The following is a 12,417-nucleotide window of genomic DNA, read 5'->3' as shown; positions in this document are numbered from 1 at the left end:
AAACTTCATTATATCACAAAGAAGCCTAAAATGGACATTTTTTCTTCAATTATTTGAGATAATTTATGGGCTTTGCTCATTCCCAGAAGAATTTTCTCCTTCTGGATTCTGTTCTTGGCTTGCTTCCTCAGAATGTTCTTCTTGCTTTTCTGTACTTTCAGCCTTTTCTTTTTCAGCTTGCTCTTTGGCATCTGCGATGGATTGTTCACTATAGCTGAAGACTCCAGCTTCCATATCAATGGTGGAATCATCGTCTAATTGCTTACTAATGGCCTTATAATAAGGAAGCTTACGGGTAATTTGGGAAACAGGGACCAAGATTTTATTATCATTTTTCATGGTAATGGTCACTAGATCCTTCGTAACCTTGCTTGGTGTCAGATCAACCGAAACAATTTTATCCGTAATGGAAGACGAAATAGATTTCATTTCTTGGACAAATTGTCTAACTAATTCCCTATCTGAAAATTTCAAGCTAATATAGGAGGATGGTAAGTCCGAAGCAGGCGTTACTGTCTCAACTACTTCTCCGTTTTCCAAAACTGGATAGTGGTCTTCTCCCGTCACATAATAAGCAACCACTTTGTGTTCCACTACATTAACTTTAAAGGTCACTGGAAATTGATAATGCATGTGCACTTCTTTGATCCATGGACTAGCTGTTTTTATGTTTTGTTCATAGACCGACTTATGAAGGAAGGTCGTCAGAGTATAATCTTCTTCTTTAATACGGCTTTTTTCATACAATTTTTGCTGGTCAACCGCTTTATTCCCTGAAAATTCAATCACTTTCTGTGTAGACAAGGGACTTAAAAAATAGATCGAGAAAAGGGCGACAATCGAGCTGATTCCGATAACCGGAAGGGCACGATAAATATGGCGTTTTGCCACTGTCGGTTCCTTCTTTGTTTTTTTCGTCTTTAAGCGTTCAAAAAACGAAGGCTTTTTCTCTTGCTTCTCTGAAGGATCTAGCTCCTCTACAGCCGGACCGTTCTCTTCTCTTTCTGAACTTTCTCCATCCGTATCTGGATCCTCTTCGACCTCAGATTCATTTTCCTCTTCAGATTCTTCTATTTCTTCTTCAGATTCTTCCTCTGAGATAGAAGCCGATTCATTTTCTGAAAGATCTTCGTCTTCTTGTGCTTCTTTGCTTTCAGTTTCCTCTGTTTCAGCTTCTTCCGCTTTTTCAAGCGCCTTTTTTTCTAAATATTCTTTGTTTCTTTTTTGCCAGGCTGACAATTCTGTAATTTTGTCATCCGTTGGTGTTTTTTTATTGTCGTCCGTCATCTTTTCCCTTACTGATATCTTTTTGAAGCAGGCCATAAAAATCGTCTAGTGAAAGGAGTTCTGTCGATTTTTCCATTGCTTGGTGGTAAACTTGGCTTTGCTTCAACATTTCTTGAATGGTTTCATTAAAGGTTTCGAGGGTCAATTGATCTTCCTGCAATTGCTCTGCATAACCTTTATCCACAAAATATTGGGCATTTTCAATCTGATCGCCACGGCTGGCTTCTTTTCCAAGTGGTACAATCAAATGGAGTTTGTTCATAGCCAAGAGTTCAAATAAGGTATTGGCTCCACCCCTAGTCACCACTAAATCAGCCTTCTGGAGCATGGGCAAATACTGATCGGTTACATAATCCACTCGATACAAGCCACCCTCAGCCTGATTCAATGTTGAATCGCCCGTCAAATTGATGATATTGTAGTGCTGCAAGAGCTCTGCTTGATGCTCTGTCACAAATTCATTAAAGACACGTGCACCGGCTGATCCTCCGACAAAGAGAAGGGTTGGCAACTCTTTTCGGAAACCTTTTGTTTTTTCTTCTAAAACTTCTGAAGTCGGCGGAATGTGATCTGTGACCTTGGTTACCGCACCGATATGCTCACTCTTTGTCAAACCATTGGCCTGCTCAAATGTCGTGTACATCTTGGTAGCAAATTTATAAGCAATTTTATTGGCCAACCCCATCGAGAGATCCGACTCATGGATATAGACAGGAACACGAGTGAGACGAGCCGCGATCACTGGTGGCACCGAGACAAATCCCCCTTTTGAGAAGAGAACTTGTGGACGCACACGGAGCAGGATCGCTATGGATTGGAGCGTTCCCCAAGCCACCTTGAAAACATCCATCATATTTTGGAAAGAGAAATAGCGACGCAATTTCCCTGTTGCAATCGAATGGAATCGTACCTCTAATCCAGACTTTTTGATCTCTTGGTATTCGATTCCTTTTTTGTCCCCAATATAATGAACTTCCCATCCATCTTCGATAAATTTTGGAATCAAGAGAAGATTAAGGGTCACATGTCCCACGGTTCCTCCACCAGTAAACATTATTTTTTTCATCTTATTTCAACCCTTTTACTGTAGCAAGAAATTCATCCCCACGCACTTCAAAATTCGGATACATATCCCAGCTGGCATTGGCAGGACTTAAGAGCACAACATCTCCAGGGCTAGCCAAGTCGAAGGCTTTCTTTGTAGCATCTGCTACATCTGCCGCATCGACATATGAAACACCCGCTTTATCGGCTGCGCGTTTCACTCGTGGAGCTGATTCCCCGAGAATCACCATTTCCTTTAGACCAGCAATGTGGGGTACCAATTCATCAAATTCATTGCCACGATCGAGACCACCTGCAATCAAGATAACCTTGCTGTTATCAAAACCAGAAAGAGCTTTTTGTGTCGCTAAAATATTGGTCGATTTACTGTCATTGTAGAATTTGACACCTTGAATCTCATCCACATATTGTAGACGGTGTTTAACGCCCCCAAAGGCTGACAAGGTTTCTCTAATGACCTCATTCTCTACTCCCCGAACTTTTGCAACAGCAATCGTTGCCAAGGCATTTTCTACATTGTGGCTTCCTGGAACACCCAGTTCATCCGCACGCATGACAGCTTCTCCCTTAAACTTGAGAAGTCCATCTTCCAAATAAGCCCCATCCACTTTTTCGACCGTTGAAAATGGAAGGACCCTTGCCTTGGTTTTTGTAGCCAGTTCCTTAGCCAGGTCTTGGTTGAAGTTTAATACAATGACATCTTTTTCTGTCATATTCTTTTGAAGATTCCATTTAGCAGCTACATAATTTTCAAAAGAACCATGATAGTCGATATGGGTTGGCATGAGATTGGTAATCACTGCAATCTCTGGATGGAAGGCTTCAATGCCCATCAATTGGAAAGAAGACAATTCCATGACCAGAACTTCTTTTTCTGTTGCTGTTTGTGCAACTTGGCTGGCTGGAAAACCAATATTCCCAGACAATAGACCACCTTGACCAGCAGCCGTCAAGACTTCCCCGATCATGGTTGTCGTCGTCGTTTTTCCGTTTGATCCTGTAATCCCAATAATTGGCGCATCCGAAATCAGATAGGCCAATTCCACTTCAGTGAGGACTGGAATGCCCTTTTCAAGCGCTTTTTCGACCATCGGATTCGTATAAGGGATTCCTGGATTTTTGACCATGACTGCAAAGTCTTCATCCAACAACTCCAGAGGGTGACCTCCTGTCACAACTTTAATCCCTTCTTCCAGTAAACTTTGTGCTGCTGGATTTTCTTCAAAAGGTTTGCCATCATTGACGGTCACAATCGCTCCTAAGCGATCCAACAAACGGGCAGCTGACTCACCTGACTTAGCCAAACCTAATACAAGAACCTTTTTATTTTCAAATTGTTTCACAAATTTCATGATTTATTCGCTCCATTTTTATCACTCTCTATTTTACCTTTTTTTAACAAAATTAAAAAGCCCAAAGGGCTTTAAAAATCACGTCAGCGTTTATTTTTTCTGTTTGATCGTCATTTTGGAAATATCCACCAAAGCCAGGTAGCCAACAAAGGCGAGAAAGGCACCGACAAAAAACTCGGACGGTAGTTGGAATATCTGAAAAATGGCGAGACAAGCAAGGACGATAAAAGAGACGATCAAGACCACCATTGTGACACTGTTTAAGGTACCACGAATGCTTTTGGGGGTCATAAAAAGGTAAAAAAGGAGAATCAAAATCCCTAAGATAAAATAGACCATTTTGTTTCTCCTTTCTTTCCGTATTATTCAGCTGCTGCTGATTTTTTCTTTTTATTTGCTTTTTCGCGTTCTGCTTTGTTCAAGATCTGTTTACGCAAACGGATAGATTCGGGTGTTACTTCCATGTACTCATCGTCGTTCAAGAACTCAAGAGATTCTTCCAAAGTCAAGATACGAGGAGTCTTGATAACCGCTGTTTGGTCCTTGGTAGCTGAACGAACGTTGGTCATTTGTTTTGCTTTCGTAATGTTGACAGTCAAGTCGTTCTCACGAGAGTTTTCCCCAATGATCATTCCTTCGTAAACTTCTGTACCTGGATTGACAAAGATCGTACCACGTTCTTCAATAGACATGATCGAGTATGTCGTTGCTTTTCCGTTATCGATGGAAACAAGAGCACCACGGTGACGTCCACCAATTTCTCCTGGAATCACTGGCAAGTATTGGTCAAAGGTGTGGTTCATGATTCCGTAACCACGTGTCATTGACAAGAACTCTGTTGAGTATCCAATCAACCCACGCGCTGGAACAAGGAAGACCAAACGAGTTTGACCGTTACCAGTTGCGATCATATCCAACATTTCACCTTTACGTTCAGAAAGGCTTTGGATAACAGATCCTTGGTATTCTTCTGGTGTGTCGATTTGTACGCGCTCAAATGGTTCACATTTGACACCATCAATTTCCTTGATGATCACTTCTGGACGAGATACTTGCAATTCGTATCCTTCACGACGCATGGTTTCGATCAAGATAGACAAGTGCAATTCCCCACGTCCTGAAACTGTCCATTTATCTGGTGAGTCAGTCGGGTCAACACGAAGAGAGACGTCTGTTTGCAATTCCGCTTGCAAGCGTTCTTCGACTTTACGAGAGGTTACCCATTTCCCTTCACGACCAGCAAATGGTGAGTTATTCACCAAGAAGGTCATTTGAAGTGTTGGTTCATCGATGTGAAGGATTGGAAGAGCTTCAACTGCATCTGTCGGTGTGATGGTTTCTCCAACGAAGATATCTTCCATACCAGAGATAGCGATCAAGTCACCAGCTTTAGCTTCTTGAATCTCACGACGTTCCAAACCAAAGAAACCAAAGAGTTTCGTTACACGGAAGTTCTTAGTCGTTCCATCCAATTTAGAGAGGGTAACTTGGTCCCCAACTTTTACAGTACCACGGAAGACACGTCCGATACCGATCCGTCCAACGAAGTCGTTGTAATCAAGCAGGGATACTTGGAATTGAAGGGGCTCATCTGAGTTATCAACTGGAGCTGGGATGTGGTCGATAATGGTGTCAAAGATTGGCGCCATAGTCTTTTCTTGATCTGCTGGATCATCTGACAAGGATGATGTTCCGTTGATCGCTGATGCATAAACAACTGGGAAGTCAAGCTGGTCATCATCCGCACCTAGCTCGATGAAGAGTTCCAAGACTTCGTCTACTACTTCTGCTGGACGAGCAGATGGCTTATCGATTTTATTAACTACAACGATCGGCACAAGGTCTTGTTCCAAGGCTTTTTTCAATACGAAACGAGTCTGAGGCATAGTTCCTTCGTAGGCATCTACGACCAATACAACCCCGTCAACCATTTTCATGATCCGTTCCACTTCTCCACCGAAGTCCGCGTGTCCTGGTGTGTCCATGATATTGATCCGAGTTCCGTTATAAGCAACGGCTGTATTTTTAGCAAGAATGGTAATCCCACGTTCTTTTTCAAGATCGTTTGAGTCCATTGCACGTTCTTGCAATTCTTTGCGTTCATCCAAGGTATGCGATTGTTTCAACAATTCGTCTACCAAGGTTGTTTTTCCGTGGTCAACGTGGGCAATGATCGCAACGTTACGAATATCTTCTCTTAATTTTGTCATGATTTCCTCTATATAATTTTAAATAATATTTCTAACTGAACAATTATACCACAGTCCCGTTTAAAAAACACAGTTCAGCTAGTTGTAAATGTTTTCATCCTCATTTCTTTTCTCCGACTCGATTTCCTTTTCTTTTCATGATACACTGATGATAAGAATTTCAGAAAAAGAGGCTCCCATGAGATTAGATCAATTGATGGCAGACCATCAGTACGCTCGCAAAGACATCAAACAACTTCTGGCCCGAAGGCAAATCTTGGTCGATCACCTACCAGCTAAAAAACTGTCACAAAACATCGACCCTGGACTCCAAGAGATTCAAATAGGGGAACGGCTCATTCAGGAACCGCGTCACCACTACTACATGCTCCATAAACCAATCGGGGTAGTGACTGCCAAAAGAGATGCCCACCATTCAACGGTGATCGAGCTAGTAGATCCCCAGCAAGAGTACCCAGATCTTTATCCGCTTGGTCGCCTCGATCGCGATACCAGCGGCTTACTCCTCATCACAGATAATGGTCCCCTAGGTTTTCAACTGCTCCATCCTCAATACCATGTGGAGAAAGTCTATGAGGTAGAAGTCAACGGTCCGCTCTATGGCCCCCACATCGAACAATTTCAGAATGGGATTTCATTCACAGACGGCCCCATCTGTAAGCCTGCTTCCTTAACCATCCTAGAAAGTAGCCCTAGCTACAGCAAGGCCCAGGTCCGAATCTCAGAAGGAAAATACCACCAAGTGAAAAAGATGTTCTTAGCCATTGGCGTCAAAGTCATGACCTTAAAACGCTTGTCTTTTGGTCCCTTCACCTTGGATCCTCAATTAGCCCCTGGCGAAAGCCGGCCTTTGAATGAAGTGGAGCTCACTTGGGTCAAAGATTCCCTTGAAAAAACGATATAAAAGAGGCTAGGACAAAAGTCCTAGCCTCTTAATTGTTTTTGGATTGTCGAGTAAGACGCAGTGGTTGAGTGGGCTCTACTACGCTGATTTCATCAGCTTTTATAGCCCTACTCAACTGTGCGGAGGTGGGACGACGAAATCGAATTCTAACGAATGACCGATTTCTGTCCCACTCTCTTTTATTAGGCGTCTTTTTTCACTTTCCCATTCCAAGAATCAAGACCATAAGACAAGACATAAATGTTTGTATAGCCCTGTTTCTTGAGATAGAGAGCCGCATTGGTTACACGCGAACTACGGCTATTTTCATAGAGCAAAATCGGTTTGTCTTTGCGCAAGGCCGCAAGGCTCAACTTCAACTGAGTAGAAGGAATGTTGCGCGCTCCTAAAATATGCTTTGCATGAAACTCAACTGGCTCTCGCAAGTCAATCAACTGCCCTTTACGAATCAACTCTTCAAACGTAGCATTGTCCACAAATTTAGCAGCTTTACGGATGCGGAAATAATTAAAGGCCATCCATCCAACTACTCCTAAAACAACCAACCAAAAAATGATATTTCCCATCACTCTACCTCACTCTTTTTCAAAAATTCTAATTCTTGCTTGTGCTCTCTTCTTAAAACGGTATCGGCTTCTAAATAATCGAGCCGCTCCATCAAGCCTGCATCATAAAGACGTTGAAGCTCAATTTTCATCAATTCGATGTCATAGAGGCGCTTCCCCACATAAATGATGATTCCAAAACGTTTTAAAAATTGTTGAACATCATACAGGTTTTTCATGTTCATTATTGTATCAAATTTAGAAAGGCTTTACAAGATTTTCAAGTAAATGATGACATTTTTCGATTGCTTTACGAATAAATAAGTATGATCAACTTTTATTTTTTTACCATCGGTACTTGTTTCGCCTCTTTTTTAGGACTAGTGGTCGATCGCTTCCCAAACCAATCCATTCTCACTCCTCGCAGTCATTGCGATCACTGCCAGCACGTCCTTGGAGTTTGGGATCTCATCCCCATTCTCTCGCAACTACTGCATCGTTTTCGCTGTCGCTATTGTCATCAGACCTACCCATTTTGGTACTGCCTTTTTGAGATCTGGAGTGGCCTGATCTTCTTAGCCTGTGCCAATGGTTTTCTTTCTCTGCCTCAACTTCTGACGTTACTCGGATCTGCTGTTTTAGCCATCTATGACCTACGCTTTATGGAATACCCCTTGGTCATCTGGTGTTGTCTCCATACCTTAGTCCTCTTTTTATCCGGTAGTAATCTCCTCATGCTGGTCTTTTTACTCCTTGCGATCGGTGCCCACTTTTTCTTTTTTGGGATGGGGGCGGGAGATTTTCTCTTACTCGCCACCTTCTCACTCAGCTTTTCTTCTACCAAGATCCTCATTCTCATCCAGATCGCATCCATCTTAGGCATTCTCTTCTTTGCCCTCAAAAAAGAAAGAGACCGGATTCCTTTTGTTCCCTGTCTCTTTCTCAGTTATCACGCTTTACTGCTTTATACGATATTTTGCAGATAAATTCTTTTTATTTTGTAGCTTTCGCTTCCAAATAATCGGCAATAGCAGCCACATCCTTATCCCCACGTCCAGAAACGTTGATGATGATAATCTTGTCTTTATTCAATTGTGGAGCACGTTTGACCGCTTCTGCAATCGCGTGTGAACTTTCAATGGCTGGAAGGATCCCTTCTGTCTTACTGAGAAGAAGAAGAGCTTCTACTGCTTCATCATCTGTCGCTGCTACATATTCTACACGACCAGAATCTTTAAAGAAAGCATGCTCTGGACCAACCCCTGGGTAGTCCAAACCAGCAGAAATCGAGTAAACTGGAGCTACTTTTCCATCTTCGCCAAAGACAGCATAAGTCTTCATGCCATCGACAACTCCTACAGTCCCTTTGGTCATGGTAGCGGCGTGCTGATCGGTATCCAAGCCATGACCAGCTGCTTCTACCCCAATCAAACTGACTTCCTCTTCTGCAACATATTCAGAAAAGGCACCGATAGCATTGGAGCCACCACCGACACAGGCAATCACATAGTCTGGCAAACGACCTTCTTTTTCCAAAATTTGACGTTTAGATTCTTCACTGATCACTTTTTGGAATTCATGCACAATGGTTGGGTAAGGGTGAGGCCCAACAGCAGAACCCAAAACGTAAAAGGCATCGAGGTCTGCCATCCATGCTCCAAAAGCAGCATCAACAGCGTCTTTCAAGGTCCTAGTACCTGTTTCAACCGCATGGACGGTTGCCCCCATCATTTCCATACGGAAGACATTGAGACGTTGGCGTTCCACATCTTCTGCTCCCATGTAAACATCACAGGCCATACCAAATTTAGCTGCGGCAGCTGCTGTAGCCACACCGTGTTGACCGGCTCCTGTTTCAGCAATCACGCGCGTTTTACCCATACGTTTGGCCAAGAGGATTTGCCCCAAGACGTTATTCAATTTGTGCGAACCTAGGTGATTCAAGTCTTCGCGCTTCAAATAAATTTTTGCCCCACCTAAATGCTCTGTCAAGCTTTCCGCAAAGTAGAGCGGTGTTTCCCGACCTGAGTAATCTTTCAAATAATGTTTGTATTCTGCGATAAATTCTGGGTCATTTTTGTACTGTTCAAAAGTTGCCTCTAATTGATCAAGCAAGTTTTGAATGGGTTCTGGTACAAAAGATCCACCAAATTGTCCGAAATATCCTTTAGTTTCTGTCATGATTGTGTCCTCTTTTCTATCTCTTCAATTCTGTTTATGATCTTTTTCTCTCTCGCTGGTCCTTTGAGCTGCAGTCTCACTGGATTCCTTTGAGATACAAAAAACCTCACACAGAAAAATCTGTGTGAGGACGATTCGATACCGCGGTGCCACCTCTATTGTAGGAAGATATTCTTTCTCCTACATCTCTGACCTGTCTAACAACAGGGTGCACGATAAGGTGTGCTCACCGAATTTTTATTGTTTCAAATTCATCATCATAAACGCATCAGCCCATTTCAAGATTCACCACTGCTTGTTCACAATCACCACAAGCTCCCTGGAAGTGAGAAAAATCTCTACTTATCTGATGTCTTGAAGCTATTATAGCTCCCACTTCTGATTTTGTCAACAAAAATTTTAAAAAGGCGCTAAAATGTTCGGATTTTATATTTTTCCATCTTCTGCTAGCAATCGTGCTCGGAGATACTGAAATACTAGATAAGCCAAGTAAGCCCCTAAGGTATTGGTCCACAAATCATCTAACTCAAAGACACGATTGGCATCAAACAAAAGATCTAAGAGAACTTGGCTAGATTCAATCCACAAGCTCATGGCAAAGCCGAAGAACAAGACCCGTTTGCGACTCCTCAACCAGGGCCATAGCCAGAGAAGTTGAAAGACAAGCGGGCTTAACAAAAAGACATTGGCTACGTTTTGGAGAATCACCTTGATCAGTTGGATGACACTGGTGATCTGGCCAAAATTCATCAACGAATTAAGTGGAACCAGTAGGACAACGATACGGCCGAAATGTTGAATTCCCGGAGTTTCCATACCTGGTTCTGGCTGTTGGGGCAAAAAACACATCAGGCACAAGAGGATAAAATAGAAGAAGCTGCCACTCTGTAACAGCCTTCTTCCTCTCTTTGTTAGTTCCGTATGATCGATCAGCCCTCGTTTAAGGTTGTGCTTGTTGAACAATCGCTTTCTCCCGATCCCGTTTCATCGTATTTGAACGCAATTGGCCACAGGCAGCATCAATATCTGTACCGTGCTCTTGACGCACCACACAGTTGACACCATGTTTTTTCAGGGTATCATAGAAGGCCATGACCCGTTCTTTTGGACTCCGGCTATATTGGTCATGCTCACTGACAGGATTGTAAGGAATCAAGTTAACATAAGACAATTTCTTGATATTCTTGAGCAATTCTGCCAACTCTAAGGCTTGCTCAACCCCATCATTGACTTCATTCAACATGATGTACTCAAAGGTCACCCGACGGTTCGTGGTCTCGATATAGTATTCAATCGCTGCAAACAATTTTTCAATTGGGAAAGCCCGGTTGATCTTCATGATGCTAGAGCGCAAGTCGTTGTTTGGAGCATGTAGAGACACTGCCAAATTGACCTGCACCCCTTCATTTGCAAAGTCGCGAATTTTATGGGCCAAACCAGAAGTTGATACGGTAATATGACGAGCACCAATCGCTAGCCCCTTATCATCGTTAACCGTCCGGATAAATTTCAAGACATTGTTATAGTTGTCAAATGGCTCTCCGATCCCCATGACAACGATATGGCTAACCCGCTCATCTTGGCCTCGTTCATCAAAGTATTTTTGAACCAACATGATTTGAGACACAATTTCACCATTATTCAAATCGCGTTGTTTCTTGATCAAACCAGAAGCACAGAAGGTACAACCGATATTGCATCCGACCTGAGTCGTTACACAGACAGATAAACCATAGTGCTGACGCATCAAAACCGTCTCAATCAACATGCCATCTGGCAATTCAAAAAGATACTTGACCGTTCCATCTGCTGACTCTTGCACGATCCGTTGCTTGAGTGGGTTGACAACGAATTGATCATTTAACTTCGCAATTAAGTCCTTAGAAAGGTTGGTCATTTCTTCGAAAGATTGGACACGTTTACGATAGAGCCATTCCCAGATTTGTGCTGCACGGAATTTCTTTTCGCCGTTTTCTTCCGCCCAATCAATCATCTCTTGGCGTGTTAAACTATAAATGGATGGTTTCATTCTTTCTTACTCCTCTTTTTGACGAATCACAAAATGACGTTTGTTGTTCGTCTTCGTTGTTTTTTTAGTTTCAGCAGACGGTCTTGTTTTTTTCGAGTTATTCGTTGACTGTCCCTTGTCGCGTTCTCGTTTTTGGAAACGATCTTTTTGTTTGCGATTGCGCGAACGCTTCTTAGGCTCTCTTTCTTCTGATTGAGCTTTTTTGACCGGTGATTTCTTATCAAAGGAAGCACGATGAGGCTCCTTATTTTCAAGGACAAAATAAGCACAACCATAGCTACAATATTCTAACAAATAATCGTCTAAGCGACTTAGTTTATCCATCGTTGCAACATCGCGTTCTTCCTTATAGAAGCCACGCAAGCGCAACTGCTCATTGCTCCAATCACCAACAATGTAATCAAATTTGGTTAAAATCTCAGAAAATCGTTGACCAAAAACGGTCGCATCAAATGCTTCCTTCTCATTTTTCAACAACTCAAAGGAGAGGTTTTCTGAAAGGATCTGGTCTCCTACCTGACGAAACACAGGTCCAGGAAATTTATTGTAATTATATAATTCAGGGTCAATCTCTTTTCGCATAGTGTTCCTTCATCAAAATCTATTTACTGTAACACTTTATTCTATCATAAATTTGATGACTTGCGTCAGATTTGACTAGAAAAGAGTTGAAATTCCTTTGAGAGCAAAAAGAGAGTGGGACAGAAATCGGTCATTCGTTAGAATTCGATTTCGTCGTCCCACCTCCGCACAGTTGAGTAGGGCTGTAAAAGCTGATGAAATCAGCGTAGTAGAGCCCACTCAACCACTGCGTCTTGCTCGACAATCCAAAAATAATTGAGAG

Annotated in this window: 13 protein-coding genes and 1 other annotated feature; of the genes, 2 read left to right on the top strand and 11 right to left on the bottom strand. The window is 42.5% G+C overall.

All coding sequences use genetic code 11. The annotated features are described in order from the left end of the window. Window positions 1-63: 63 nt before the first annotated feature. From O3626_RS03750 to typA, 5 genes are all read right to left on the bottom strand, one after another. Window positions 64-1,287 carry a cell division protein FtsQ/DivIB gene (locus O3626_RS03750; RefSeq protein WP_371495362.1) on the bottom strand — a complete coding sequence of 408 codons (1,224 nt, stop codon included), beginning with the start codon at window positions 1,285-1,287 and terminating at the stop codon, window positions 64-66. After that, the gene (locus O3626_RS03745) at window positions 1,271-2,353 is read right to left on the bottom strand and encodes a UDP-N-acetylglucosamine--N-acetylmuramyl-(pentapeptide) pyrophosphoryl-undecaprenol N-acetylglucosamine transferase (RefSeq protein WP_371495360.1); all 1,083 of its coding nucleotides are present in this window, start codon (window positions 2,351-2,353) and stop codon (window positions 1,271-1,273) included. Before O3626_RS03745 ends, O3626_RS03750 begins: the two co-directional genes overlap by 17 nt. A gap of 1 nt (window position 2,354) precedes the next feature. Continuing rightward, window positions 2,355-3,704, bottom strand: a complete 1,350-nt coding sequence (gene murD, locus O3626_RS03740; RefSeq protein WP_371495358.1) for a UDP-N-acetylmuramoyl-L-alanine--D-glutamate ligase — start codon at window positions 3,702-3,704, stop codon at window positions 2,355-2,357. A 90-nt stretch (window positions 3,705-3,794) separates the two neighbouring features. Further along, a complete protein-coding gene (locus tag O3626_RS03735; protein ID WP_371495356.1) occupies window positions 3,795-4,043 on the bottom strand; it encodes a DUF3165 family protein in 249 nt (82 codons plus the stop codon). A 23-nt stretch (window positions 4,044-4,066) separates the two neighbouring features. Continuing rightward, the gene (gene typA, locus O3626_RS03730; RefSeq protein ID WP_070465406.1) at window positions 4,067-5,914 is read right to left on the bottom strand and encodes a translational GTPase TypA; all 1,848 of its coding nucleotides are present in this window, start codon (window positions 5,912-5,914) and stop codon (window positions 4,067-4,069) included. Between the two features lie 178 nt (window positions 5,915-6,092). On the opposite strand from typA, the gene O3626_RS03725 reads away from it, so the two are divergent. After that, on the top strand, window positions 6,093-6,818 hold the full coding sequence (locus tag O3626_RS03725; protein ID WP_371495354.1) for a 16S rRNA pseudouridine(516) synthase: 726 nt from the start codon (window positions 6,093-6,095) through the stop codon (window positions 6,816-6,818). A 182-nt stretch (window positions 6,819-7,000) separates the two neighbouring features. On the opposite strand, the gene O3626_RS03720 is transcribed toward O3626_RS03725, so the two are convergent. Together O3626_RS03720 and O3626_RS03715 are read right to left on the bottom strand one after the other, a co-directional pair. Further along, window positions 7,001-7,384 carry a rhodanese-like domain-containing protein gene (locus O3626_RS03720; protein WP_371495352.1) on the bottom strand — a complete coding sequence of 128 codons (384 nt, stop codon included), beginning with the start codon at window positions 7,382-7,384 and terminating at the stop codon, window positions 7,001-7,003. Next, window positions 7,384-7,602, bottom strand: coding sequence for a YqgQ family protein (locus O3626_RS03715; RefSeq protein WP_003017930.1), 219 nt, complete (start codon window positions 7,600-7,602; stop codon window positions 7,384-7,386). Before O3626_RS03715 ends, O3626_RS03720 begins: the two co-directional genes overlap by 1 nt. An 87-nt stretch (window positions 7,603-7,689) precedes the next feature. On the opposite strand from O3626_RS03715, the gene O3626_RS03710 reads away from it, so the two are divergent. Then, a complete protein-coding gene (locus O3626_RS03710; protein ID WP_371495350.1) occupies window positions 7,690-8,349 on the top strand; it encodes an A24 family peptidase in 660 nt (219 codons plus the stop codon). A 7-nt stretch (window positions 8,350-8,356) separates the two neighbouring features. Here O3626_RS03710 and trpB read toward each other — a convergent pair whose 3' ends face one another. The 4 genes from trpB to O3626_RS03690 form a co-directional block, all read right to left on the bottom strand. Continuing rightward, entirely contained in the window at window positions 8,357-9,544 is a 1,188-nt protein-coding gene (trpB, locus tag O3626_RS03705; protein ID WP_371495348.1) for a tryptophan synthase subunit beta, read from the bottom strand. Window positions 9,545-9,667: 123 nt separating this feature from the next. Then, window positions 9,668-9,903: a binding site (T-box leader), on the bottom strand. A gap of 67 nt (window positions 9,904-9,970) precedes the next feature. Beyond that, the gene (locus O3626_RS03700; RefSeq protein ID WP_371495346.1) at window positions 9,971-10,507 is read right to left on the bottom strand and encodes a VanZ family protein; all 537 of its coding nucleotides are present in this window, start codon (window positions 10,505-10,507) and stop codon (window positions 9,971-9,973) included. Beyond that, window positions 10,485-11,573, bottom strand: a complete 1,089-nt coding sequence (rlmN, locus tag O3626_RS03695; protein ID WP_371495344.1) for a 23S rRNA (adenine(2503)-C(2))-methyltransferase RlmN — start codon at window positions 11,571-11,573, stop codon at window positions 10,485-10,487. Before rlmN ends, O3626_RS03700 begins: the two co-directional genes overlap by 23 nt. Window positions 11,574-11,579: 6 nt before the next feature. After that, complete coding sequence (locus tag O3626_RS03690) at window positions 11,580-12,155, bottom strand: YutD-like domain-containing protein (protein WP_003005915.1); 576 nt, start codon at window positions 12,153-12,155, stop codon at window positions 11,580-11,582. Between the last annotated feature and the right edge of the window lie 262 nt (window positions 12,156-12,417).

The sequence above is a fragment of the Streptococcus sp. 20925_1_77 genome (genome assembly GCF_041432125.1).
GTDB lineage: Bacteria > Bacillota > Bacilli > Lactobacillales > Streptococcaceae > Streptococcus.
The sequence above is the reverse complement of the archived record's forward strand: the minus strand, read 5'-3'. Positions and strand labels throughout refer to the sequence as shown.